The organism is Ideonella sp. WA131b (genome assembly GCA_023657425.1).
In the GTDB taxonomy this organism is placed as follows: Bacteria; Pseudomonadota; Gammaproteobacteria; order Burkholderiales; family Burkholderiaceae_C; genus Rubrivivax.
Map to the genome: position 1 here is coordinate 1933684 of JAGTJW010000001.1, position 23485 is coordinate 1957168.

The 23485-nt window shown below is 70.8% G+C and carries 24 protein-coding genes and 2 pseudogenes; 20 read left to right on the forward strand and 6 right to left on the reverse strand.

The window, feature by feature from the left end:
* Positions 1–35 precede the first annotated feature (35 nt).
* Positions 36–365, forward strand: coding sequence for a polyhydroxyalkanoic acid system family protein (locus KA711_08915; protein ID MCM0609106.1), 330 nt, complete (start codon positions 36–38; stop codon positions 363–365).
* Here KA711_08915 and KA711_08920 read toward each other — a convergent pair.
* The 3 genes from KA711_08920 to KA711_08930 are packed head-to-tail and all read right to left on the reverse strand — an operon-like array spanning position 292 to position 1459.
* The gene (locus tag KA711_08920) at positions 292–579 is read right to left on the reverse strand and encodes a hypothetical protein (protein ID MCM0609107.1); all 288 of its coding nucleotides are present in this window, start codon (positions 577–579) and stop codon (positions 292–294) included. The two genes, KA711_08915 and KA711_08920, sit on opposite strands and share 74 nt — an antisense overlap.
* Positions 576–944, reverse strand: coding sequence for a hypothetical protein (locus KA711_08925; GenBank protein MCM0609108.1), 369 nt, complete (start codon positions 942–944; stop codon positions 576–578). Before KA711_08925 ends, KA711_08920 begins: the two co-directional genes overlap by 4 nt.
* Positions 945–964: 20 nt before the next feature.
* Entirely contained in the window at positions 965–1459 is a 495-nt protein-coding gene (locus tag KA711_08930) for a hypothetical protein (GenBank protein MCM0609109.1), read from the reverse strand.
* 187 nt (positions 1460–1646) lie between these two features.
* Here KA711_08930 and KA711_08935 point away from each other — a divergent pair, with 187 nt between their 5' ends.
* A complete protein-coding gene (locus KA711_08935) occupies positions 1647–2120 on the forward strand; it encodes a hypothetical protein (protein ID MCM0609110.1) in 474 nt (157 codons plus the stop codon).
* 248 nt (positions 2121–2368) lie between these two features.
* The gene (locus KA711_08940) at positions 2369–2953 is read left to right on the forward strand and encodes a glutathione peroxidase (GenBank protein ID MCM0609111.1); all 585 of its coding nucleotides are present in this window, start codon (positions 2369–2371) and stop codon (positions 2951–2953) included.
* A 3-nt stretch (positions 2954–2956) separates the two neighbouring features.
* Here the strand turns inward: KA711_08940 and KA711_08945 are convergent, their stop codons facing one another.
* Positions 2957–3211, reverse strand: a complete 255-nt coding sequence (locus tag KA711_08945; GenBank protein MCM0609112.1) for an acyl-CoA-binding protein — start codon at positions 3209–3211, stop codon at positions 2957–2959.
* 164 nt (positions 3212–3375) lie between these two features.
* Here KA711_08945 and KA711_08950 point away from each other — a divergent pair, with 164 nt between their 5' ends.
* The 5 genes from KA711_08950 to KA711_08970 all read left to right on the forward strand — a co-directional run bounded on the left by KA711_08950 (position 3376) and on the right by KA711_08970 (position 8839).
* A complete protein-coding gene (locus KA711_08950) occupies positions 3376–4794 on the forward strand; it encodes a wax ester/triacylglycerol synthase family O-acyltransferase (GenBank protein MCM0609113.1) in 1419 nt (472 codons plus the stop codon).
* A 31-nt stretch (positions 4795–4825) separates the two neighbouring features.
* On the forward strand, positions 4826–5299 hold the full coding sequence (locus KA711_08955) for an SRPBCC family protein (protein ID MCM0609114.1): 474 nt from the start codon (positions 4826–4828) through the stop codon (positions 5297–5299).
* Between the two features lie 52 nt (positions 5300–5351).
* Positions 5352–5762, forward strand: coding sequence for a DUF2946 domain-containing protein (locus tag KA711_08960; protein MCM0609115.1), 411 nt, complete (start codon positions 5352–5354; stop codon positions 5760–5762).
* A 129-nt stretch (positions 5763–5891) separates the two neighbouring features.
* On the forward strand, positions 5892–8276 hold the full coding sequence (locus tag KA711_08965) for a TonB-dependent receptor (GenBank protein ID MCM0609116.1): 2385 nt from the start codon (positions 5892–5894) through the stop codon (positions 8274–8276).
* Positions 8277–8308: 32 nt separating this feature from the next.
* Positions 8309–8839, forward strand: a complete 531-nt coding sequence (locus KA711_08970; protein ID MCM0609117.1) for a YcnI family protein — start codon at positions 8309–8311, stop codon at positions 8837–8839.
* A 19-nt stretch (positions 8840–8858) separates the two neighbouring features.
* On the opposite strand, the gene KA711_08975 is transcribed toward KA711_08970, so the two are convergent.
* Entirely contained in the window at positions 8859–10064 is a 1206-nt protein-coding gene (locus tag KA711_08975; GenBank protein MCM0609118.1) for a methyltransferase domain-containing protein, read from the reverse strand.
* On the opposite strand from KA711_08975, the gene KA711_08980 reads away from it, so the two are divergent.
* Positions 10063–11364 carry an SAM-dependent methyltransferase gene (locus KA711_08980; protein MCM0609119.1) on the forward strand — a complete coding sequence of 434 codons (1302 nt, stop codon included), beginning with the start codon at positions 10063–10065 and terminating at the stop codon, positions 11362–11364. The genes KA711_08975 and KA711_08980 overlap by 2 nt on opposite strands.
* A gap of 115 nt (positions 11365–11479) precedes the next feature.
* Here KA711_08980 and KA711_08985 read toward each other — a convergent pair whose 3' ends face one another.
* A complete protein-coding gene (locus KA711_08985; protein MCM0609120.1) occupies positions 11480–12124 on the reverse strand; it encodes a GntR family transcriptional regulator in 645 nt (214 codons plus the stop codon).
* A gap of 164 nt (positions 12125–12288) precedes the next feature.
* On the opposite strand from KA711_08985, the gene scpA reads away from it, so the two are divergent.
* From scpA to KA711_09040, 11 genes and pseudogenes are all read left to right on the forward strand, one after another.
* Positions 12289–14460: a methylmalonyl-CoA mutase gene (gene scpA / locus KA711_08990; GenBank protein MCM0609121.1), complete on the forward strand. Its 2172-nt coding sequence runs from the start codon at positions 12289–12291 to the stop codon at positions 14458–14460.
* A 72-nt stretch (positions 14461–14532) separates the two neighbouring features.
* Positions 14533–14811 (forward strand): annotated as a pseudogene (locus tag KA711_08995) (GIY-YIG nuclease family protein).
* 267 nt (positions 14812–15078) lie between these two features.
* Positions 15079–16038 carry a methylmalonyl Co-A mutase-associated GTPase MeaB gene (gene meaB / locus KA711_09000; protein ID MCM0609122.1) on the forward strand — a complete coding sequence of 320 codons (960 nt, stop codon included), beginning with the start codon at positions 15079–15081 and terminating at the stop codon, positions 16036–16038.
* 32 nt (positions 16039–16070) lie between these two features.
* Positions 16071–17603 (forward strand): acyl-CoA carboxylase subunit beta, encoded by a 1533-nt coding sequence (locus KA711_09005; protein MCM0609123.1) that lies wholly within the window; start codon positions 16071–16073, stop codon positions 17601–17603.
* A gap of 155 nt (positions 17604–17758) precedes the next feature.
* Positions 17759–18022: an AbrB/MazE/SpoVT family DNA-binding domain-containing protein gene (locus KA711_09010; protein ID MCM0609124.1), complete on the forward strand. Its 264-nt coding sequence runs from the start codon at positions 17759–17761 to the stop codon at positions 18020–18022.
* On the forward strand, positions 18019–18414 hold the full coding sequence (locus KA711_09015; protein MCM0609125.1) for a type II toxin-antitoxin system VapC family toxin: 396 nt from the start codon (positions 18019–18021) through the stop codon (positions 18412–18414). The genes KA711_09010 and KA711_09015 overlap by 4 nt, the downstream gene beginning before the upstream one ends.
* A 2-nt stretch (positions 18415–18416) precedes the next feature.
* The gene (locus KA711_09020; protein MCM0609126.1) at positions 18417–18647 is read left to right on the forward strand and encodes a hypothetical protein; all 231 of its coding nucleotides are present in this window, start codon (positions 18417–18419) and stop codon (positions 18645–18647) included.
* 34 nt (positions 18648–18681) lie between these two features.
* Complete coding sequence (locus KA711_09025) at positions 18682–20085, forward strand: DUF389 domain-containing protein (protein ID MCM0609127.1); 1404 nt, start codon at positions 18682–18684, stop codon at positions 20083–20085.
* Positions 20086–20114: 29 nt separating this feature from the next.
* Positions 20115–21209, forward strand: a pseudogene (locus KA711_09030) (ATP-grasp domain-containing protein).
* Positions 21207–22409 carry a hypothetical protein gene (locus KA711_09035; protein MCM0609128.1) on the forward strand — a complete coding sequence of 401 codons (1203 nt, stop codon included), beginning with the start codon at positions 21207–21209 and terminating at the stop codon, positions 22407–22409. Before KA711_09030 ends, KA711_09035 begins: the two are co-directional and overlap by 3 nt.
* On the forward strand, positions 22406–23482 hold the full coding sequence (locus KA711_09040) for an alkaline phosphatase family protein (GenBank protein MCM0609129.1): 1077 nt from the start codon (positions 22406–22408) through the stop codon (positions 23480–23482). The genes KA711_09035 and KA711_09040 overlap by 4 nt, the downstream gene beginning before the upstream one ends.
* Positions 23483–23485: the final 3 nt, after the last annotated feature.

Genomic DNA, 23485 nt, shown 5'->3' on the forward strand with positions numbered 1-23485 from the left:
CCCCTGCCACCCTGCTGCAAGACGGAGCTGACCCCGTGCCCGACATCCACATCCACCGCGACCATTCGCTCGGCCTCCAGCGCGCCCGCGAGGTGGCCTGGCAATGGGCCGAGCAGGCCGAGACCAAGTTCGACATGGAATGCACCGTGATCGAGGGCGAGACGAGCGACACGGTGGAGTTCACGCGCAGCGGTGTCAGCGGCCGCCTCATCGTCGCGCCCGACCACTTCGATCTCGAGGCCAAGCTGGGCTTCCTGCTCGGCGCCTTCGCCAAGACGATCGAGGGCGAGATCACGAAGAACCTCGACGCCCTGCTGGCGGCACCGGCAAAGAAGCCGGCTGCGTCCCGAAAGGGCGCTCGCTGAGCCGCGCCCGCACCAGCTGCCACAGCCGCCAGGCGTTGACGGGCGCCAGCACCAGGTGCAGCACCAGCACCGGCAGCAGGCCGGCCTGCGTGGCGTAGGGCACGAAGGCGACGTTGGCCACGAGCGCCAGGATGCGCAGCCGCAGCATCTCGGACGACGCGAAGCAAGCCAGCGTTGCCAGCGCCGCCATCCAACCCAGGATGTCGTGGTTCATGGCGCTGCCCCGGGCGCGACCCGGTAGCAGACGATCAGCGCCGCCGTCAGCGCGCACATCATGGCGTTGACGAGGTTCACCCGCACGGCGGTGTCGAAGCGGCGGCCGTTGTGCTCGTGCAGCCAGCCGGCCATCGTCAGATTGGCGCCCAGCCAGGTGCACCAGGTCAGGAGCGATTGCTGGCTGGAGTTCTGCTCCTGCACGATCAGCGCCATGTTCGGCAGGTAGGACAGCACGCGCACCGAGCTGAACAAGGTGAAGGCCCAGCCCAGCAGCAGCAGGTAGCGCTCGCGCGTGAACAGCGCCGGCCGCGGCGCGCGCAGCGGCCGGCCGACGCGGTCGGTGGTGTGCTCGGTGGGCAGCATGGCGTGCTTCTGGCGCTGCTTCAGTGCGTGACGAGGAACACGCGCGGGTAACCCTGAGCCTCCAAGTGGTGCACCGTGGTCGCGCCCAGGCGCAGGTCGCTGCTGCGCACCAGCACCGGCACCTCGGCCGACAGGTCGTGCGCCACCTGATGGCCCCACACCATCTGCGTTGCCAGTTCCACCGCCGCGGCTGCGTCCGGTCCAGGCTCCACGTTGACCGGGATCACCTGCGTTCCCATGGCGTCTTCGAGCTGCCTGGCCTGCGCCTGCGTGGCGTACAGACCCCGGCGCGTACGGGCACCGGTGTCGGCGGGCGCGGCCCATGGAGATGCCGGCATCACGTGGCCGGTGTCGTCGAACAAGGGTGGGATCACGGTGGGTGCGGCGGCCAGCGCTTGTGCGCGGCCGTCGACCGCGGCGTAGATGTCGGGCCCGGTGCCGCCACAGGCCGCCATCAGGACGGCCAACGCGGCGCTCGCCATCAGCTGCAGCGGGCGAAGAGGGGGATGGTTCATGGCGGTGTTTCTCCGGTGTCGGGGACTTTGACGTGAGGCCCTCATCAGGAGATACGCCGTCGCCCACCATGACCGGACATGCCGGACAGCCAGAAGCCGACCCGCTTCGTGCGTTCGAGCGACAGCCCGATGCCGCCGCACCGGCGCGTTCGCTACCATGGCCGGCACAACAACCAGGGCGGTCCCGATGGGCGACATCACCCCATTGCTGGCCCGTACCCGTGACGGCGACCGGCTGGCCTTCGACGCGCTGTTCGAGCGCCTCTACCCCGAGCTGCGCCGCCTGGCGCATGCACGGCTGTCGGGGCACCAGCGGGGCACCGTCATGGAGACCACCGTGCTGCTGCACGAGTGCTACCTGCGTTTCCTGAAGGCCGGCAACCTGGCGCCGGCTGACCGCGGGCACTTCATCGGCTATGCGTCGCACGTGATGCGCTCGATCATCGTCGACGCCGTGCGCGCAGCCAGTCGCGAGCGGCGCGGCGGCGGTGCCGAACACGTGACGCTGGACACCTTCATCGCGGAAGGTCTGGCTCAGCCGTACGAGGAGCTGCTCGACATCGACCGGGCGCTCGACGACCTGGCGCGCCTGGAGCCGCGGCTGGCGCAGGTGGTGGAGATGCGCTACTTCGTCGGCCTCACCGACGCCGAGATCGCCTAGGCGCTGGGCGTCACCGACCGCACCGTGCGCCGCGACTGGGAGAAGGCGCGGCTGTTGTTGGCGCACGCGCTGCGCGGCTGATCCGCCGTCGCTGAAGCGGCCCGACGGCCGCGTCGGCGCTGTCTGGACGCAGCCTCAGTCCGGCCCGCGAACCCGGCCATCCGGTCGACGCCTCGGCGTCTCGGCGACAGTTGCGAGATCATCCAGGCTCAACCGCTCGCCCCCGCGGTTTTGCCGGACACCCTGCCATGCCTGGACTCCCGATTCCGATCGCCGCCGCCGCCCTGGGGCTGCTTCTGGGGCTTGTCGCCCCCGCCGCCGCCCAGTCGCGACCGGCTCCCGCTGCGTGTCCGCCGCTGCTCCAGCAGACCGTGCCCCGCCTGCAGGACGACAAGCCCCAGGATCTGTGCCAGTACGCGGGCCGGGTGCTGCTGGTCGTGAACACCGCCAGCTACTGCGGCTTCACCTCGCAGTTCGAGGGCCTGGAGGCGCTGAACGCCCGCTACGCGGCGCGCGGCCTGGTGGTGATGGGCTTTCCCAGCGGCGACTTCAAGCAGGAAGACAAGGACGCGAAGAAGACCGCCGAGGTCTGCTTCAACACCTACGGCGTGAAGTTCCCGATGTTCGCCACCGGCCCGGTGCGCGGCGCCGACGCGCAGCCCATCTTCCGCCAGCTGGCCCAGGCCACCGGCCAGCAGCCGAGCTGGAACTTCAACAAGTACCTCGTGGGCCGCGACGGCAAGCCCATCGCCCACTGGGGCAGCATGACCGGGCCCACCAGCGGCAGCATCACCAGCGCCATCGAGAAGGCGCTGGCCTCACCGGCCCCGTAGCGCCTACTTCAGCGACTCGATGAGGTCGGTGTATTCCTGCATCGCCTCGTCGGCGCTCTTGCCCTTCACGGCCGCCCAGGCGTCGTACTTGGCGCGGCCCACCATGTCGGTGAAACCGGGGCGCTTGCCCTCGACGTCGCCCTCGGTGGCCTGCTTGTACAGCGAGTAGATCTGCAGCAGCGTCATGTTGTCGGGCTTCTCCGGCAGCTGCTTGCTGGCAGAGACGGCGGCTTCGAACGCGGCTTTGAGGTTGGCCATGGCGGGTGCACCCGGGTGAGTCTGAGCTTGACGCTGGCGATGCTACACAGCATCGTCGCCGCCTTCGGCGCGTCGCGCCGCGTCCGTTGCCCAGGAGAAACCCGATGAACGGCGTCGCCAGCACGCCGCAGCCCAGCCCCCACGCCGACCCGCGCGCCGAGCGCATGTCGCGCGTGGACACCGCCTGGCTGCGCATGGACAACGACGTCAACCTGATGATGATCGTCGGCGTCTGGCTGCTCACGCCGGCCATCACGCTGGAGGCCCTGCGCGAACGCATCCAGGCCAAGCTGCTGCAATACGACCGCTTTCGGCAGAAGGCGGTGGCCGACGCCATGGGTGCCCAGTGGGTGGACGACGAGGCCTTTGACATCACGCAGCACGTGCTGCCGATGACGCTGGAGCCTCGGCCCGGCGAGAGCGAGCGCCATGCGCTGCAGCGTGCCTGCGGCGAACTGGCCGCCACGCCGCTCGATCCGCATCGCCCGCTGTGGCAGATGCACCTTGTCCAGGACTACGAGGGCGGCAGCGCCCTGGTGGCGCGCATCCACCACTGCATCGGCGACGGCATCGCCCTCATCAGCGTGATGCTGAGCATCACCGACGGCGGCGCCGATCCTCCCAGGCGTCGCCGCAAGGCCGTGCCCGACGAGGGCCACGAGCCCGACTGGCTCGCCGATGCCGTGCTCAAGCCGCTGACCGATCTCACCATCAAGGCCATCGGCATGTACGGCAGCGGCGTGGGCCGCAGCATGGAGGTGCTGGCCAATCCGGCGCAGCCGCTGCTGTCGAGCGTGGGCATGGCGCGCGGCGGGCTGCAGGTGGCGCAGGACGTGGCCGCGCTGGCGCTGATGTCCGACGACTCGCCCACGCTGCTCAAGGGCAAGCCGGTGGGCCGCAAGGTCGTGGCCTGGGGCGAGCCGATCCCGCTGGATCAGGTCAAGGCCATCGGCAAGGCCCTGGGCTGCACCGTCAACGACGTGCTGCTGGCCTGCGCGGCCGGCGCCATCGGCAGCTGGCTGGCCGATCAGGGCCAGGATCCGGCTGGCAAGGAGATCCGCGCCATGGTGCCGGTGAACCTGCGCCCGCTCGACAAGGCCTGGCAGCTGGGCAACCGCTTCGGCCTGGCGCCACTCGTGCTGCCGGTGGGCATCGACAACCCCATCGAGCGTGTGTACGCCGTGCACCGCCGCATGGCCGACATGAAGGGCAGCTACCAGCCGCTGCTGGCGTTTGCGATCCTCAGCGTCAGCGGTCTGTTCATCAAGCCCGTGCAGGACGCCGTGCTGGGCCTGTTCGCCAAGAAGACGACCGCCGTGATGACCAACGTGCCCGGTCCGGCCGTGCCGCTCAAGTTCTGCGGCAGCACGCTGCGCCAGACCATGTTCTGGGTGCCCGCCTCGGGCGATGTGGGCGTGGGCGTGAGCATCCTCAGCTACGGCGGCGGCGTGCAGTTCGGCCTGATCACCGACGAGAAGCTCTGCCCCGAGCCGCAGCAGATCATCGACCGCTTCGAGCCGCAGTTCGAGCAGCTCACCTGGCTGACGATGATGCTGCCCTGGGCCGGCGAGCCCGATTTCTGAACCCCGAACCCCACCACGAAGGAGCAAGGCCATGGCCGTGAGCGTTGACATCGACCTGGGCTACGAGTTCACCGTCAAGGCCTCGTTCGACGAGGTCTTCGACCTGCTGTCCGACGTGCCCACCTCGGTGGGCCACTTTCCCAAGGTCGAGCAGCTCGTCGACATGGGCAAGGGCGTCTACCGCTGGGAGATGGAGAAGGTCGGTACGGCGCAGGTCAACATCCAGACCGTCTACGCCAGCCAGTACGTGGCCGACCGCAAGAAGGGCTCGGTGGTCTGGACGCCGGTCAAGGGCGTGGGCAACGCGCAGGTCGGCGGCAGCTGGAGCATCGCCAAGGCCAAGAAGGGCACGGCCATCACGCTCAAGACCCAGGGCACGGTGGAGGTGCCGCTGCCGGGCCTGATGAAGATGGTGGTGGTGCCGGTGGTGAAGAACGAGTTCGAAGGCCTGGTCGAGAAGTACATCGACAACCTCATCAAGCGCTTCGGTGGCGAGGTCGGCTGAGCAAGCCTCGCTGCGCCGGGCCGCCCTGCGGCTGGTGAACAATCGTGGCCCCGTGAGCCCGCTGAACCGACTCCGTCACCGCTTTCGCCTTCCGGCCTGGACCGCCCTGTGGGCCGTCTGGGCCATGGCGTTGATGCCGGCGGTGTCGCAGATGCTGGTGCACGCCGGGGGCGGTGGCACCGCCTGGGCCGAGGTCTGCACGCCGCAGGGCACGCGCTGGGTGGCTTTGCCCGAGGCGGTGGCCGACGGCGCGGGTGGCGACGTGACTCACCCGGCCAGCCACCTGGAACACTGTCCCTTGTGCCGGCTGGCGCACGACGCGCCGCCGCTGCCTGCCAGAAGCACCGAAGCACCGGCGCTGCTGCACCTGTCGCAGGCCGTGCCGGCCCTGTTCCTGCACGCCCCCCAGAGGCTGCATGCCTGGCGCAGCGCCCAGCCGCGCGGGCCCCCACTCCTGAGCTGAACCCTCAGCAGCCGGCCCTGCCGCGCCCCGCCCCTGGGCGGTCGGCGGCAGGGTCTTTTCCGGGTTCCCGGCCGCCTGTTCGCGCCCCCTCGGCGCGGCGCGTGGCCTTCAGGAGTGTTCCTCGTGCAACTGTCCTTCAGATTTGGGCCGCCGTCCCCCCGGCAGGCCGTCGCCTTGGCCTGTGTTCTCTCGTTCGCGTCCGGGGCTCAGGCCCAGACCGCCGCTTCCAGCGAAGCCGCCAGCAGCCGCAACGCCGGCATCGTCACCGTCACGGCGACCCGGCTGGGGTCGCTGCCGACGCAGATTCCGACCACCATCGAAGGCATCAGCGGCGTCGAGATCGACGCCACCATCAACGCCACCGACAGCGCCGACGCGCTGAAGTACTTCCCGAGCCTGCTGGTGCGCAAGCGCTACCCGGGCGACTACGACCACGCCGTGCTGTCCACGCGCGCCAGCGGCACCGGCAACAGCGCCCGTTCGCTGGTCTACGCCGACGGCATCCTGCTGTCCAACCTCCTCGGCAACGGCGCCTTCTTTGCGCCCCGCTGGGGCCTGGTCACGCCCGAGGAGATCGAGCGCGTCGACGTGCTCTACGGCCCCTTCAGCGCGGCCTACCCCGGCACCAGCGTCGGCGCGGTGGTGGACTACGTCACGCGCATGCCCACGCGCTTCGAGGCGCACGCGAAGCTGGCCGGCTTCTCGCAGCGCTTCGACGTCTACCGCACCGACGAGCGCTTCGGCGGCGGCCAGGCGGCCGCCAGCGTGGGCAGCAGCGTGGGTGACTTCGCGTGGTGGTTCAACCTCAGCCGCCAGGACAGCGAGAGTCATCCACTCGTCTACGCCACGCGCACGCCCAGCACGGCAGCGCCCGCCGCCGGCGCCGTGGCCGTGACGGGCGCGGTGGCCGAGAAGAACCGCTTCGACCAGGACTGGCTGCTCATCGGCACCAGCAGCCAGGCGCACACGGTGCAGGACCACGCCAAGCTCAAGCTGGCCTGGCGGCTGCAGCCCGCGCTGCGCGCCAGCTACACGCTGGGCTTCTGGGACAACTCCGTCGAGCGCCAGCCCGGGGGCTGGTTGCAGGACGCCAGCGGCCAGCGCGTGGACATCCGGCCCGACAACTTCCCCGTCAGCGTCGGCGGCACGCGGGCCGTCGCCATCGACGGCCGCAGCTACACGCTCAGCGCCGCCGACTTCGGCCGCACGCGCGAGCGGCTGCAGCACGTGATGCAGGGCCTGTCGCTGCGGAAGTCCACGGGCGGGGTGTTCGACTGGCAGTTCGCGGCCAGCCTGTTCGATTACGCGAAGGACGAGGTTCGGGCTTGGGCGCCGGTGGCCGCGACGGCCACAGCGGCCTCCAACCCGGCCGGCGGCCGCATCACCGACCAGGCCGGCACCGGCTGGAACACCCTGGCTGCCAAGGGCACGTGGCGGCCCACAGGCCCGGGCAGTGGCGAGACCGGCCGCCACGTCGTCGAGTTCGGCCTGCAGCGCGACGCGCACCAGCTGCGCAACAAGGTGTCGACGACGGCCGACTGGATCTCGGGCGCGCCCGCAGCCGGCAACCCGGCCTCGCGCTTCGAGGGCAACACCACGCTCACCAGCCTGTGGGCGCAGGACGCCTGGGCCTTTGCCACCGACTGGAAGGCGGTGATGGGCCTGCGGTTCGAACAGTGGCAGGCCGAACGCGGCCTGACGGCCAACGGCGCCGCTGCGTTTGCCCACCCGACGCGCCGGGAGAGCGCCGCCAGCCCCAAACTGGCGGTGGGCTGGCAGCCGCGTGACGACTGGTCCTTGAAGCTGTCCAGTGGCCGTGCCGTGCGCTTCCCGACGGTGAGCGAGCTGTTCCAGGGCGGCGTCAACGCCAGCACCGGCGCCTTGAGCAACGGCGATCCCAACCTCAAGCCCGAGGACTCCTGGACGACCGAGCTCAGCAGCGAGTGGGCCTGGCCGCAGGGCGCCTCGTTGCGCGTCACGCTGTTCCACGAAGGCACGCGCGACGCGCTCTACAGCCAGACCAACACCACGGTCACGCCCAACGTGACCAACATCCAGAACGTCGACCGCATCCGCACCCAGGGCTTCGAGCTGGCGACGTCGGCACGCGACCTGGGCGTGCGCGGGCTGGACCTGAGCGGCAGCGTGACCTTCGCCGACTCCATCATCACGGCCAACAGCCGTTTCCCCGCCAGCGTGGGCAAGTGGCAACCGCGCGTGCCGCGCTGGCGCGCCAACGCCGTGGCCACCTGGCGGCCGACCGAGGCGCTCAGCGGCACGCTGGGCGTGCGCTACGGCGGCAAGCAGTTCAACAGCCTCGACAACAGCGACCCGAACGGCGCGCGCTACCAGGGCGCGAGCAGGTTCCTGGTGGCCGACCTGCGTCTGCGATGGCAGGCCACGCGGCAGTGGAGCGCCGCGGTGGGCATCGACAACCTGACCAACGAGCTGTACTGGAACTTCCACCCCTACCCGCTGCGCACGGTCGTGGCGGAACTCAAGTTCGACCTGTGAGCAAAGCCATGAAGAAGCACCGAGTCCTTTCGATGGCCGCCATCCTGGCGGCAGCGGCCTGCGCCCCGGTGGCGGCGCACGTCACCCTGGAGGAGGCCAAGGGCCAGGCAGGCCGGCCCTACAAGGCCACGCTGCGCGTGGGCCATGGCTGCGAAGGCAGCGCCACGCACACCTTGCGTGTGCTGGTGCCGGCGGGCTTTCGGGGTGCCAAGCCCATGCCCAAGCCGGGCTGGACGCTGCAGACGAAGCGCGAGCCGCTCGCGCAGCCCTACGAGAGCCACGGCCGCCGCATCACCGACGACGTGGTCGAGATCACCTGGGCGGCGGCCCGCCGCGAGGCCTGGCTGGCCGACGCCCACTACGACGAGTTCGTGCTGCGCGGCCAGTTGCCGGCGCAGCCCGGACCCCTCTGGTTCAAGGTGCAGCAACTCTGCGAGAAGGGCCAGTGGGACTGGTTCGAGACGCCGGCGGACCCCAAGAGCACGAGCCGAGCCGGCCTGAAGGCACCCGCTGCGCTGCTGGAGGTGCTGCCCGCCGCGAGCATCGAGCAGCACCGGCACTGAGCCGAGGCCCGCGAGGACCTCACGCCGTCGCGGCCAGCCACCAGAGCTGGCCGGCCACGGGCTGGCGCTGCTCCAGCCGCAGTGTGGCGGCCTCGGGCGGCTGGCGGTGCGCCAGGCCGTGCCGCTCGGCCAGGGCCTGCAGGTAGGCGCGGCCGTGCGCGTAGCGCGCGGTGGGCAGCAGGGCCACGGCGGTGCCCGCGGGCGCGGACTCCACGCTGAAGGCGAACACGCCGCCGGGGGCCAGCGCGCGCCGCACGGCAGCGAACACGGGGTCGAGGTCGCCGAGGTAGATGAACACGTCGGCCGCCAGCACCAGGTCCAGCGAACCCGCGGGCTGCTGGCGCAGGTGGGCCAGCAGCTCGGCGGCGTGCAGGGCGTCGTAGACGCCCGTGGCGCGGGCGCGCTCGATCATCGCGGTCGAGACGTCCAGGCCCTCCAGCCGCTGCGCCAGGGGCCGCACCAGGCGGCCGACGACGCCGGTGCCGCAGCCCAGGTCCAGCGCGGTGGCATAGCGGCGGGCCACCAGGCCCGGCAGCAGCAGCTCGGGGGCCCGGTACTCCAGCGTCTCCAGGTGCCGGTCGAAGTCGGCGGCGTAGCCGTCGAACAGCGCCTCGACGTAGCCGTCGGGGGGCAGGGGCGGCGCGTCTGCGTCGTGGGCGCCCCGCAGGCCGGCCAGCAGCCAGGCGGCCAGCGGGCCGGGCTCCAGCGCCTGCGCACGCTCGAGCGCGGTGACGGCGGCAGCGGACTGGCCCAGGTCCTTGTGCAGCGAACCCGCCAGCCGCCAGGGCTCGGCCCAGTCGGCGTGCCGCTCGCACAGGGCCCGCGCCCCGGCCAGGGCCTCGTCGAGGCGGCCCAGCCGCGCCAGGCACTCGGCGCGGCGCAAGGCCGCGCGGGGTGGCGCCTCGGGCAGCGAGATCAGCTGCTCATACGCGAGCAGCGCATCGGCCGGGCGGCCCAGGGCCAGCAGCGCCTCGCCCAGGTGGGCCCAGGCCGGCCCGTGCGCGGGCGCCGTGGTGCTGGCCTGCCGCAGCAGCGGCAGCGCCTCGGCCGCACGGCCCCGCGCCAGCAGCGTGGCGCCCAGGTTGGCCAGCGTCGAGGGCCGCCCGGGCAGCGCCGCCAGCGAGGCGCGGTAGTGCGCCTCGGCCTCGGCCAGCCGGCCGGCCTGCTGCTCGGCCAGGCCGGCCCCGAAGGCGCGGCGGGCGGTGTCGAAGGCGGCGTCGTCCATGCGCCCGATTGTCGCGGCCGCCCTGGCCAGGGCCACGCGGCCCGCCGCCACACAATCAGGTGCCGTGAACGAACCTGCCGTCACCGACCCCGCGCCTGCTGCCGCCGACCCGGCACGCGAGCGCTTCGTCGCGCTGCTGCGCGAGCAGCTGGTGCAGGGCAGCTGGCGCCGGCTGGTGCTGTCGGGTCCGCGCATGGCCGCCGGGGCCGAGCCCGACCTGCAGCGCGTGACCGTGCGCCCGCTGCTGCTGCGCGGCGGCCCGGTGCTCAGCGTCGTCAGCCGCCACGCCACGCGCGAGCTCACGCACAACCACCCGCCCGAGGAGGGCCTGGCGCTCGTCGCCGGCTGGCTGGGCACGCGCTTCCGCCACGCGCACTTCGACGGCGCTGCCCTCGAGGCCGAGCTGCGCTTCGGCAAGCGAGGCAGCGGCCATGTCAGCGTCGCGCCGCGTGCCGCTGCTGCGCCGGCCGCGCCCCAGGCGCACGACCGCGCCAAGCCGCGGCCGCTGCCCGCCGACCGGCCCTACCTCGCTGCACTGGGCCTGACCACGCCGGATGGCCAGCCGGTGCCGGCCATGGCACGCAAGTGGAAGCAGATCAACCGCTTCGTCGAGATCGTCTCGCAGGCGCTGGCGCGCACGCCGCTGCTGCAGCCGAGCGCCGAGCCGGTGCGCGTGGTGGACTTCGGCGCCGGCCGCGCCTACCTGACGTTCGCGCTGCATGACTGGCTGGCCCGCCAGGGCCTGGCGCTCGACGTGCGGGGCATCGAGCAGCGCGCCGACCTGGTGGCCGAGGGCAACCGCATCGCCCAGGGCCTGGGCCTGCAGGGCCTGCGCATGGTGCAGGGCGATGTGGGCGACGCGGCCGCGGCACCGGAGTGCTTCGACGTGATGATCGCGCTGCATGCCTGCGACACCGCCACCGACGCCGCCCTCCACCGTGGCATCGTGGCCGGCGCACAGCTCATCGTGTGCTCGCCCTGCTGCCACCAGCAGCTGCGCCCGCAGCTGCTGAGCCCGGGGCCGCTGCGCAGCGTGTTCCAGCACGGCATCCACGCCGAGCAACAGGCCGAGATGATCACCGACACGCTGCGCGCGCTGCTGCTGCAGGCCGAGGGCTACGAGACGCAGGTCTTCGAGTTCGTGGCGCTGGAGCACACGCGCAAGAACAAGATGATCCTGGCCGTGAAGCGGCCGCACGCCAGCGATGCCGAGCGCGCCGCGGCGCTGGCCCAGGCCGACGAGCTGCAGCGCTTCTTCGGCATCCGCGAGCAGGCGCTGCGCTCGCTGCTCACGGTGTGAGCGGATTGCAGCGTGTCTGATCTCCACAGCCACCGTTCGGGCTGAGCCTGTCAAAACCCTGGAGTCCGACAGGCGGCCCTTCGACAAGCTCAGGGCGAACGGAGGGCAGGTTCGCTCAGGCCGCCGCTTCCAGCCCGTGCGCGAAGTGCTCGCGCATCAGTGCCGCCGCGCCGTCGGCGTCGCGCCGCTCGATGGCGGCCATCAGCTCGCGGTGCTCGGCCAGGCTCTCGGCCAGCCGACCGCGCTTGAACAGCGAATGGTGGCGGTTGAGCTTCATCACCTTGCGCAGGTCCAGCACCGTCTGCTCGGCCCAGCGGTTGCCGGCCAGCCGCAGCAGCGCGAGGTGGAAGCGCTCGTTGGCGGCGAAGAAGGCGTCGCGCTGGCGCACCCGGCGCTCGAGCTCGTCGTGCAGCCCGCGCAGCTCGGCGCGGCCGGGTTCGTCAGCGCGCTCGGCCACGCGCGCGGCGGCATCGCTTTCCAGCAGCGCGAGCAGGTGGTACACCTGCGCCACGTCGTCGCGCGACATCTCCGTCACGTAGGCCCCGCGGCCGGCCTTGAGCGTGACCAGCCCCTCGACGGCCAGCACCTTGAGCGCCTCGCGCAGCGGCGTGCGGCTGATGCCGAAGGCGGCCGTGAGCTTGAGCTCGTCGATCCAGCTGCCGGGCTCGAGCTCGCGCGCGAAGATCTGCTGGCGCAGGCGGTCGGCCACGTCCTGGTAGAGGGCGCGGCGCGGCAGTGGGGCGGGGGCAGGGGCGCTCAAGGCGGGGCGGCATCGGGCATGGCAGCGGGCATGACAGCGGGCATGACAGCGGGCGTGGCAGCTCCAAGTTCGTCAGATCCGCGCAGGTTTTGCATTCATAATTATGCCGACCGGAGCCGCGCCCGCAAGGCCCAGGCCCCCGACGCAGCGAGTGGAGCGCGACGATGAGCGAAACCGACAAGACCCCCCGTGCCGAGGCCGGCAGCGATGCCCTGGCCGCCTGGCGCAAGGCCGCCGCCAGGAGTGCGCCAGGGGGCGAGGTCGAGGCGCTGAACTGGACCACGCCCGAGGGCCTGGTGGTCAAGCCCCTCTACACCGCAGCCGACCTGGCGGGCCTGCCGCACACCGACACGCTGCCCGGCTTCGAGCCCTTCATCCGCGGCCCGCAGGCCACGATGTACGCGGTGCGGCCGTGGACCATCCGCCAGTACGCGGGCTTTTCCACCGCCGAAGACAGCAACCGCTTCTACCGCCAGGCCCTGGCCGCGGGCGGGCAGGGCGTCAGCGTGGCCTTCGACCTGGCCACGCACCGCGGCTACGACAGCGACCACCCGCGCGTGCTGGGCGACGTCGGCAAGGCTGGCGTGGCCATCGACAGCGTTGAAGACATGAAGATCCTCTTCGACGGCATCCCGCTTGACCAGGTCAGCGTGAGCATGACCATGAACGGTGCCGTGCTGCCCGTGCTGGCGGGCTACGTGGTGGCGGCCGAGGAGCAGGGCGTCAGGCCTGAGCGCTTAAGCGGCACGATCCAGAACGACATCCTCAAGGAGTTCATGGTCCGCAACACCTACATCTATCCGCCCGAGCCTTCGATGCGGATCGTGGCGGACATCATCGAGCACACGGCACGCCAGATGCCGAAGTTCAACTCCATCAGCATCAGTGGCTACCACATGCAGGAAGCCGGCGCGAACCAGGCACTGGAGCTGGCCTTCACGCTGGCCGACGGCAAGGAGTACGTCAAGACGGCCGTGGCCCGCGGCTTGGACGTCGACGAGTTCGCGGGCCGCCTGAGCTTCTTCTGGGCGATCGGGATGAACTTCTATCTCGAGATCGCCAAGATGCGCGCGGCGCGCTTGCTGTGGTGCCGCATCATGCAGGGCTTCGGCGCGAAGAACCCCAAGAGCCTGATGCTGCGCACGCACAGCCAGACCAGCGGCTGGAGCCTGACCGAGCAGGACCCGTACAACAACATCGTGCGCACCACCATCGAGGCCATGGCGGCGGTGTTCGGCGGTACGCAGTCTCTTCACACCAACAGTTTCGACGAGGCCATCGCGCTGCCCACGGAGTTCAGCGCCCGCATCGCGCGCAACACCCAGCTCATCCTTCAGGAAGAGACGCACATCACGAGCGTGGTCGATCCCTGGGCCGGCAGCTACCTGATGGAGCGGCTCACGCAGGAGATGGCCGACAAGGCCTGGGCGATCATCGAGGAGGTCGATGCGTTGGGCGGCATGACCAAGGCCGTGGACTCCGGCTGGGCCAAGCTCAAGATCGAAGCCAGCGCGGCTGAAAAGCAGGCGCGCATCGACTCGGGCGCCGACGTGATCGTGGGCGTCAACAAGTACAAGCCCAAGACCATCGACAAGATCGACATCCTGGATGTCGACAACGTGAAGGTGCGCGAAGGGCAGATCGCGCGGCTGGCGCAGATCCGTGCCACGCGCGATGGCGCGAAGGTGCAGGCCTGCCTGGCCGCGCTGACGGAGGCCGCGCGTTCTGGCCAAGGCAACCTGCTGGCGCTGAGCATCGACGCGATGCGTGCGCGCTGCACGGTGGGGGAGGTGAGCGATGCACTCGAGCAGGTCTTCGGCCGCCACCGCGCCGACATCCAGAAGGTGACCGGCGTGTACGCCGCCGCCTACGACAGCGCCGAGGGCTGGGCCAAGCTGCAGGGCGAGATCGCCGCCTTTGCCACCGAGCACGGCCGCCGCCCGCGCGTGATGATCGCCAAGCTCGGCCAGGACGGCCACGACCGCGGTGCGAAGGTGGTGGCCACGGCCTTTGCCGACCTGGGCTACGACGTCGACATCGGCCCGCTGTTCCAGACGCCCGAAGAATGTGCGCGCCAGGCCATCGAGAACGACGTGCACGCCGTGGGCGTGAGCACGCTGGCGGCGGGGCACAAGACGCTGGTGCCGGCCATCATCGCGGCGCTGAAGGCGCAGGGTGCCGACGACATCATCGTGTTCGTGGGCGGCGTGATCCCGCAGCAGGACTACGACTTCCTGTGCGACGCCGGCGTGAAGGGCATCTATGGCCCGGGCACGCCGATCCCGGTGAGCGCGAAGGACGTGCTCGAGCAGATCAAGGCCTCTCTGGCGCGCTGAGCGGCACGTCGGCCCGAGCGAATCTCTCCGTTCGGGCTGAGCCTTTCGAAGCCCCTTTCACCGCAGCCCCGCATGCGCCCCTTCCACGTCTACATGCTCCAGTGCGCCGACGGCAGCTACTACGTTGGTCACACCGACGAGCTGGCGCGGCGCGTGGCGCAGCACGAGGAGGGCGAGGTGGCGGGCTATACGCACGATCGACGGCCCCTGAAGCTGGTGTGGCAGCAGGAGACGGCCACGCGCGAGGAGGCGCTGGCGGCGGAACAGCGGATCAAGGGCTGGTCACGCGCCAAGAAGGAGGCCTTGATCGCGGGGGATTGGGATCGGCTGAGGTGGCTCGCGAGGGCTTCGACAGGCTCAGCCCGAACGGAGGGTGGGGCTGCGACGGGCTCATCCCGAACGGAGGGTGGGGCTGCGACGGGCTCAGCCCGAACGGAGGGTCGGCCTGCGAAAGGCTCAGCCCGAGTGGGGGGTGAGGCTTCGACAGGCCCAGCCCGAGCGGGGGATGGGGTGCCGGTTGAACTGGGCCGAGCGGTGAAGGCCTCCGTTCGCGCTGAGCCTGTCGAAGCGCCCGTCCCAGCGCCTGAATACCCCGTTCGGGCTGAGCCTGTCGAAGCCCTGCACCACGCCCTGATTGCCTCCCCCGGACCCGCCCAGCGCCGCGCGCTCGCCAAGGCCATCACGCTGCTCGAAAGCACCCGCCCTGACCACCGCGCGCAGGCCGACGAGCTGCTGAATCGCCTGCTCCCCCACACCGGCCGCAGCCTGCGCATCGGCCTGTCCGGCGTGCCCGGCGTCGGCAAGAGCACCTTCATCGAGGCCCTGGGCCTGTTCCTCGTGGCGCAGGGCCACCGCGTGGCCGTGCTGGCGGTGGACCCGAGCAGCCGCGTCACCGGCGGCAGCATCCTCGGCGACAAGACGCGCATGGAGCGCCTCTCGGTCCACGAGCGCGCCTTCATCCGCCCCAGCCCGAGCAGCGGCACTCTGGGCGGCGTGGCCGAGAAGACGCGCGAGGCGCTGCTGGCCTGCGAGGCCGCGGGCCATGACGTGGTGATCGTCGAGACCGTGGGCGTGGGCCAGAGCGAAACCGCCGTGGCCGGCATGACCGACTGCTTCGTGCTGCTGCAGTTGCCCAACGCGGGCGACGACCTGCAGGCCATCAAGAAGGGCGTCATGGAGCTGGCGGACCTGGTGGTCATCAACAAGGCCGATCTCGACGAGGCCGCGGCCACGCGGGCGCGGGCGCAGATCACCAGCGCGCTGCGCTTTCTCGGCCCGCACGCGCATTCGGGCACCGAGGTGCTGCAGCTCAGCGCGCTCAAGGCGGCCGGCATCGACGGCTTCTGGGCCGCCGTGCAGCGTTTTGCGCAGCGCCAGCGCGAGGGCGGTCGCTTCGAGACACGCCGCACGCAACAGAGCGAGGCTTGGATGTGGGAGCGCATCGAGGCCGGCCTGCGCCAGCGCTTCCGTGCCCACCCGGCCGTGGCCGGCGCACTCGCCGCCACCACCGACGACGTGCGGGCCGGGCGGCTGGCCGCCTCGGTGGCGGCACGGCGCCTGCTGGACCTGCTTCACTGACGAACCGATCCGAAGAACACGAGGACGAGCACATGCACGACATCCACGAACGGCTCGACCAGATGCGCGCCGCCGCGCGCCTGGGCGGTGGCGACAAACGCATCGCCGCGCAGCACGCCAAGGGCAAGCTCACCGCGCGCGAGCGGCTGGAGCTGCTGCTCGACGACGGCAGCTTCGAGGAGTGGGACATGTTCGTCGAGCACCGCTGCACCGACTTCGGCATGCAGGACCAGAAGGTGCCCGGCGACGGCGTCGTCACCGGCTACGGCATGATCAACGGCCGGCTCGTCTTCGTGTTCAGCCAGGACTTCACCGTCTTCGGCGGCGCGCTCAGCGAGGCCCACGCCGAGAAGATCTGCAAGGTCATGGACCAGGCCATGAAGGTGGGCGCGCCCGTGATCGGCCTCAACGACAGCGGTGGCGCGCGCATCCAGGAGGGCGTGGCCTCACTCGGTGGTTACGCCGAGGTCTTCCAGCGCAACGTGCTGGCCTCGGGCGTGGTGCCGCAGATCAGCCTGATCATGGGCCCGTGCGCGGGCGGCGCGGTGTACTCGCCGGCCATGACGGACTTCATCTTCATGGTCAAGGACAGCAGCTACATGTTCGTCACCGGCCCCGAGGTGGTGAAGACCGTCACGCACGAGGAGGTCACGGCCGAGGAACTGGGCGGCGCGTCCACCCACACCGGCAAGAGCGGCGTGGCCGACCTCGCCTTCGACAACGACGTCGAGGCGCTGCTCATGCTGCGCCGCTTCTTCAACTATCTGCCGCAGAACAACCGCGACGGCGTGCCCACCCGGCCCAGCGGCGACGCGCCCGAGCGCCTGGACTTCAGCCTCGACACCCTGGTGCCCGAGAACCCGAACAAGCCGTATGACATCAAGGAGCTGATCCTCAAGACGGTCGACGACGGCGACTTCTTCGAGCTGCAGCCCGACTACGCGAAGAACATCGTCATCGGCATGGCGCGTCTGGCCGGGCGCACGGTGGGCATCGTGGCCAACAACCCGCTGGTGCTGGCCGGCTGCCTGGACATCAAGAGCAGCATCAAGGCGGCGCGCTTCGTGCGGTTCTGCGACGCCTTCAACATCCCCGTGGTCACCTTTGTCGACGTGCCCGGCTTCATGCCCGGCACCAGCCAGGAGTACGGCGGCATCATCAAGCACGGCGCCAAGCTGCTGTACGCCTACGCCGAGGCCACGGTGCCCAAGATCACGGTGATCACGCGCAAGGCCTACGGCGGCGCCTACGACGTGATGGCCAGCAAGCACCTGCGCGGCGATGTCAACTTCGCCTGGCCGAACGCCGAGATCGCGGTGATGGGGGCCAAGGGCGCGGTGGAGATCATCTTCCGCGAGGAGAAGAAGGACCCCGCCAAGCTGGCCGCGCGCGAGGCCGAGTACAAGGCCCGCTTCGCCAACCCGTTCGTCGCCGGCGCGCGCGGCTTCATCGACGACGTGATCCAGCCGCACGAGACACGCAAGCGCATCTGCCGCAGCCTGGCCATGCTCAAGGACAAGAAGCTCGACAACCCGTGGCGCAAGCACGGCAACATCCCACTGTAGTGATGGGGCCCCCAAGCTCCCTTCGGTCGCTACCCCCCGAGGTGGCCGCCCGCCGGCGGCCCGGCAGAGCCGGTTCCGCGGCGGGAAGCTGGGCCGGAGCCTGGGTACTCGACGGCCTTACTATTGAGTAAGGCAGTGTCCTCAAGGAGCGTCTCGTGACCACCGCCACACTCACCAGCAAGGGCCAGATCACCATTCCCGCCGATGTTCGGCGGGCCTTGAACGTGCAGACCGGCGACCGGGTCGAGTTCGTCCAGGTGCAGCCCGGCCGGTTCGAGCTGGTGGCCGCCACGCGTTCGGTGCGCGAGTTGAAGGGCATGTTCGGCAAGCCTGCCCGCACCGTCTCCATCGAGGAGATGAACCGCACGATCGCCGAGCAGGCGGCCAAGGCGGGGATGCGCCAGGGGCGCTCGAAGTGATTGGCCTCGATACCAACGTACTGGTTCGGTACGTGATGCAGGACGACCCTCGCCAATCGCCCCGTGCCACCCGCTTGATGGACTCGCTCGCGCCGCAGGCGCCCGGCTACGTGTCGCTCGTCGTTCTCGTTGAACTGGTGTGGGTGCTGAGGAGCAACTACGGCCTTGCACGCGGTCAGGTGGCCACGGTGCTGGAGACGCTGCTGCGCAGCAAGGAGTTGCTGGTCGAACGGGCGGAGACCGTGGCGCGGGCGCTGGAGCGCTTCGAGAGCGCCGGCGCCGACCTCGCCGATGCCTTGATCGAGCGCATCGCTGCCGCCTCTGGTTGCGAAGCCACCTACACATTCGACGCCGGGGCCGTGAAGAGCGCCAACATGACCCTGGTGCCCTGAGCATGGCCGCGATTCACGACCTGAATGCGCAGGTGGCCGACGAGCGGCTGCGTGAACGCCTGGCCGCCGAGTCGGCGCGAGCCGTGCCTGAGCATCGCCCACGCAGGCCGAGATGGGGCTGTTGGAGGCCGCAGCACGCCGCTGGGCGCACCCACATCTGCCGCTCGCTGGCCATGCTCAAGGACAAGAAGCTGGACAACCCGTGGCGCAAGCACGGGAACATCCCGCTCTGAAACTCGGCGCACCAGCCATGACCGGGCAGAGACCATGAACCGCGGCATCCGCAAGCTCTTCGACCTGCGCGAAGACCAGGACGAGCCCGAGGCCATCGACGCCAGCGTGCGCGCAGGCGTGCGCTTCGCGGGCACCAACCTGTGGGTCCTGTTCTTCGCCATCCTCGTGGCGTCGGTGGGGCTGAACGTCAACTCCACCGCGGTGATCATCGGTGCCATGCTCATTTCGCCGCTCATGGGCCCCATCGTCGGCCTGGGTTACGCGGCGGCCGTCAACGACTTCGGACTCATCCGCCAGAGCGCGCGCAACCTCGGCACCTTCACCGGGCTGAGCCTGCTGACCTCGCTGGTGTACTTCTCGCTGAGCCCGCTGGACGTGCCCGGCACCGAGCTGATGGCCCGCACCACCCCCACGCTTTGGGACGTGCTCATCGCGGCCTTCGGCGGCGCCGCGGGCATGGTGGCACTCACGCGCAAGAGCTTCAGCAACGTGGTGCCGGGCGTGGCCATCGCCACGGCGCTGATGCCGCCGCTGTGCACAGCCGGGTTTGGTCTGGCCAACGGGCGCTGGGAGATGTTCGTCGGCGCCTTCTACCTGTTCCTCATCAATGGCGTGTTCATCGCCGCCAGCACGCTGGCCGTGGCCAAGCTGGTGCGATTGCCCTCGGTGGCGGACGTCGGTCCCGCCGTGCGTGCCCGCCACCGCGCCTTCATCACGCTGGGCCTGGCCTTGGTGCTGGTGCCCAGCGTCTGGCTGGGCTGGCGCTTCGTGCAGCAGGAGGTCTTCGCGGCCGACGCGCAGGCGCTGCTGCGCAGCGTGGAGGCCGACGAGCGCTTCGCCGTCGTCGGCCAGGGGATCGACCGGGCGGAGCGCCGCATCAGCATCACCGTCGTGGGGGCGGACGCCGAGCAGAGGCTGCGCGATCGGGCGCCGCTGCTGTTGGCCGAGCACCGCCTGAGCGGCGCCGAACTGCTGGTGCGGCGCGCCGGTGGCAGCGATGTCGACGTGGGCCGCCTGCGCGCGCAGCTGCAGGCCGACGTGCAGCGCGACGTGACCGCGCTGCTGAGCGACCGCCTGGCCCGCAGCGAAGAGCAACGCGCGGCACTGCAGGCCGAGTTGCAGGCGCTGAACCGCGGCACCGAGGCCGCCGACGCCCTGACCCCGGCCGTGCTGGCTGAGCTGCGCGCGCAGCAGCCCGATGTGCTGGCGGCCACGCTGGCCGAGGGCCGACGCAGCCGCGTGGCCGGCGCTGCGCCAGCGCTGCCGGCCGCAGCCGCCTCGGCGCCTGTCGCCACCGAGGCGGTGCTGGTGGTGGTGATCGACGTGAGGCGCCCGTTGCGGGCCGCGGACCGCGAGCGCCTGGCCGCCTGGCTGGCCGTGCGCCTGGGCCGCGAGCCCGTGGACCTGATCGAACGCCTGGTGCGGCCGTCACGCTGAGCCTGCACCACCCCTTGGAGACACCGACGATGTTCAAGAAGATCCTCATTGCGAACCGCGGGGAAATCGCCTGCCGTGTCATCAAGACGGCGAAGAAGATGGGCATCGCCACGGTGGCGGTGCACTCCGAGGCCGACAAGGACGCCCGCCATGTGGAGCTGGCCGACGAGGCCGTGCTGCTGGGCCCGGCGCCGTCTCGAGAGAGCTACCTCGTCGCTGACAAGATCATCGCCGCCGCCAAGGCCACGGGTGCCGAGGCCATCCACCCCGGCTACGGCTTCCTCAGCGAGAACGAGGACTTCGCCCGGCGCGTCGAGGAGGAGGGCCTCGTCTTCATCGGCCCCAAGCACCACAGCATCGCGGCCATGGGCGACAAGATCGCCTCCAAGAAGCTCGCGCTGGAAGCGGGCGTGAGCACCATCCCCGGCTGGAACGACGCCATCGACAGCCCGGAGCGCGCGGTCGAGATCGCGCGCGGCATCGGCTACCCGGTGATGATCAAGGCCAGCGCCGGCGGCGGTGGCAAGGGCCTGCGCGTGGCCTTCAACGACCAGTCGGCCCACGAGGGTTACACCAGTTGCCGCAACGAGGCCCGCAACAGCTTCGGCGACGACCGCGTGTTCATCGAGAAGTTCGTCGAGAGCCCGCGCCACATCGAGATCCAGGTGCTGGGCGACGCGCACGGCCACATCGTCTACCTGCATGAGCGCGAGTGCAGCATCCAGCGCCGCCACCAGAAGGTCATCGAGGAGGCGCCCTCGCCCTTCATCAGCGAGGCCACCCGCAAGGCCATGGGCGAGCAGGCCGTGGCGCTGGCCAAGGCCGTGCGCTACCAGAGCGCAGGCACGGTGGAGTTCGTGGTCGGCAAGGACCAGAGCTTCTACTTCCTGGAGATGAACACGCGGCTGCAGGTGGAGCACCCGGTCACCGAGTGCATCACGGGGCTCGATCTGGTGGAACTGATGATCCGCGTGGCCGCCGGCGAGGCGCTGCCCTTCGCTCAGGGCGACATCCGGCGCGACGGCTGGGCCATCGAGTGCCGCATCAACGCCGAAGACCCGTTCCGCGGCTTCCTGCCCAGCACCGGGCGGCTGGAGCGCTTCGTGCCGCCGGCCACCACGATGGAGGCGGGTGACAACTGCTCCGTTCGCGCTGAGCCTGTCGAAGCGCCTGCTCCGAACAGCGGGCTTCGACAAGCTCAGCCCGAACGGGAGGAAGGGCTTCGACTGGCTCAGCCCGAACGGGAGGAAGGGCTTCGACTGGCTCAGCCCGAACGGGAGGAAGGGCTTCGACTGGCTCAGCCCGAACGGGAGGAAGGGCTTCGACTGGCTCAGCCCGAGCGGAGGGAAGGGCTTCGACAAGCTCAGCCCGAACGGGGCTTCGGCGGCGTGCGCGTGGACACCGGTGTGGCCGAGGGCGGCGAGATCCCGATGCACTACGACTCGATGATCGCCAAGCTCATCGTGCACGGGAAGGACCGTCTGGACGCCATCGCGAAGATGCGCGAGGCGCTGGGCGGCTTCGTCGTCCGCGGCGTCAGCAGCAACATCCCTTTCCAGGCGGCGCTGTTGGCGCACCCGAGGTTCGTCTCGGGCGACTTCACCACCGGCTTCATCGCCGAGCACTACGGCAAGGGCTTCTCCAGCGCCGACGTGCCGCACGCTGACCCCATGTTCCTGGTGGCGGTGGCGGCCTTCGTGCGACGCAAGGCGCGCGAGCGCTCGGCCGGCATCAGCGGCCAGCTCGCCGGCCACGGCGTGAAGAACCTGCCCGATCTGGTGGTGGTGGTGCTGGGGCGTGACGGCGCGCACGAGCACCACCCCGTGCGCATCGACGAGTTCGACGCCGGCTCGGGCCATGCCGAGGTGCTGGTGGGCACGGGCGACTCCGCTCGCCGCTACGCCATCGACAGCACCAGCCCGCTGGGCAGCCTGCTGATGCAGGGCCGCTGCAACGGCCTGCCCTTCACGGCCCAGGTCGAGCGTGGCGGCGCGAAGAATCCGCTCGCCATCCGTGTGATGCACGACGGCAGCCAGATTGAGACGCTGGTGCTGCTGCCGCGCGCGGCCGAGCTGTTCAAGCTGATGCCGCACAAGGCGCCGCCCGACCTGAGCCGTTTCCTGCTCTCGCCCATGCCGGGGCTGCTGGTGGACCTGGCCGTGCAGCCGGGGCAGAAAGTGCTGGCCGGCGAGCGGCTGGCCGTCATCGAAGCCATGAAGATGGAGAACATCCTCGTGGCCGCGCAGGATGGCACCGTGGGCGAGTTGCTGGCCACGAAGGGCGAGAGCCTGGCCGTGGACCAGCCCATCCTGAGTTTCCAGTGAGCGCGCCCTCGCGCCGGCAAGCGCTGCTCGGCGGCCTCGCGGCCGGCGCGGCGCTGGCCGGCTGCGCGCAGCCCGCACCGCCGGCCGCGGGTGCTGCGGCGCCGGGCCGTGTGCGCATCGGCGTGTTCTCGTGCTGCGACCAGACCCAGCCCCAGCCCCTTTGGGATGCCGTGCTGGCCGAGGCCCCCGATCACCTGGTGTTCGCGGGCGACAACGTCTATGCCAGCCGGCAGCCCTTCGACATCGCCGAGCTGCGCGCGGCCTATGCGCAGCAGGCCCGGGTGGAGAGCTTCCGCCGCGTCCGCGAGCGCATCGCCCACAGCGCCATCTGGGACGACCACGACTACGGCCTCAACGATGGCGGCGCCGAGTTTGCCCACAAGCAGGCCAGCAAGGACGCCTTCCTCGACTTCTGGGCCGTGCCGGCGGCCGACGACCGCCGCGCGCGCGAGGGCCTGCACCATGCCGCCTGGGTGCAGCCGGGCGGGCGGCGCGTGCAGCTCATCGTGCTGGACACGCGCTGGTGGCGCAGCGCGCTCAGGCCCACCGACCAGCGCGGCGCCCGGGGCCGCGAGCGCTACCTGCCCGACCCCGACCCGGCGAAGACCCTGCTCGGTGACGCGCAGTGGGCCTGGCTCGGGCAGCGCCTGCGCGAGCCGGCCGACGGCCACGTGGTGGTCAGCAGCATCCAGCTGCTGGCCGAGGGCCATGGCTTCGAACGCTGGGGCAACCTGCCCCTGGAGCGCGAGCGTTTGTTCCGCACCGTGCGTGCCAGCGGTGCGCGTGGTGTGGTGCTGGTCTCGGGCGACCGCCACATCGGCGGCCTGTACCACCACGCCGGCCCCGACGTCGCCTACCCGCTCTGGGAGATGACCTCCAGCGGCGTCACCCACCCCTGGACGACGGCCGACGAACCCGGCCCCAACCGCGTGGGCCCGCTGGTGCGGGAGCGTCACTGGGGACTGGTCGTCTTCGACTTCGCTGCCGCGTCGCTGACGCTGTCACTCCGCGGCGAGGCCAACCAGGTGCTGCACGAGCACACCGTGCCGCTGGCTCGCCTGCAACCCGCCTGACGA

Coding starts and splice junctions, on each gene's coding strand:
- KA711_08925 (MCM0609108.1), bottom strand. CDS start 944: ATGCTGCCCACCGAGCACACCACCGACCGCGTCGGCCGGCCGCTGCGC.
- KA711_09005 (MCM0609123.1), top strand. CDS start 16,071: ATGCACGACATCCACGAACGGCTCGACCAGATGCGCGCCGCCGCGCGC.
- KA711_09035 (MCM0609128.1), top strand. CDS start 21,207: ATGGAGGCGGGTGACAACTGCTCCGTTCGCGCTGAGCCTGTCGAAGCG.
- KA711_08920 (MCM0609107.1), bottom strand. CDS start 579: ATGAACCACGACATCCTGGGTTGGATGGCGGCGCTGGCAACGCTGGCT.
- scpA (MCM0609121.1), top strand. CDS start 12,289: ATGAGCGAAACCGACAAGACCCCCCGTGCCGAGGCCGGCAGCGATGCC.
- KA711_08940 (MCM0609111.1), top strand. CDS start 2,369: ATGCCTGGACTCCCGATTCCGATCGCCGCCGCCGCCCTGGGGCTGCTT.
- KA711_08955 (MCM0609114.1), top strand. CDS start 4,826: ATGGCCGTGAGCGTTGACATCGACCTGGGCTACGAGTTCACCGTCAAG.
- KA711_08930 (MCM0609109.1), bottom strand. CDS start 1,459: ATGAACCATCCCCCTCTTCGCCCGCTGCAGCTGATGGCGAGCGCCGCG.
- KA711_08975 (MCM0609118.1), bottom strand. CDS start 10,064: ATGGACGACGCCGCCTTCGACACCGCCCGCCGCGCCTTCGGGGCCGGC.
- KA711_08945 (MCM0609112.1), bottom strand. CDS start 3,211: ATGGCCAACCTCAAAGCCGCGTTCGAAGCCGCCGTCTCTGCCAGCAAG.
- KA711_09020 (MCM0609126.1), top strand. CDS start 18,417: ATGGCCGCGATTCACGACCTGAATGCGCAGGTGGCCGACGAGCGGCTG.
- KA711_08950 (MCM0609113.1), top strand. CDS start 3,376: ATGTCGCGCGTGGACACCGCCTGGCTGCGCATGGACAACGACGTCAAC.
- KA711_08970 (MCM0609117.1), top strand. CDS start 8,309: ATGGCCGCCATCCTGGCGGCAGCGGCCTGCGCCCCGGTGGCGGCGCAC.
- KA711_09025 (MCM0609127.1), top strand. CDS start 18,682: ATGAACCGCGGCATCCGCAAGCTCTTCGACCTGCGCGAAGACCAGGAC.
- KA711_08980 (MCM0609119.1), top strand. CDS start 10,063: ATGCGCCCGATTGTCGCGGCCGCCCTGGCCAGGGCCACGCGGCCCGCC.
- KA711_08935 (MCM0609110.1), top strand. CDS start 1,647: ATGGGCGACATCACCCCATTGCTGGCCCGTACCCGTGACGGCGACCGG.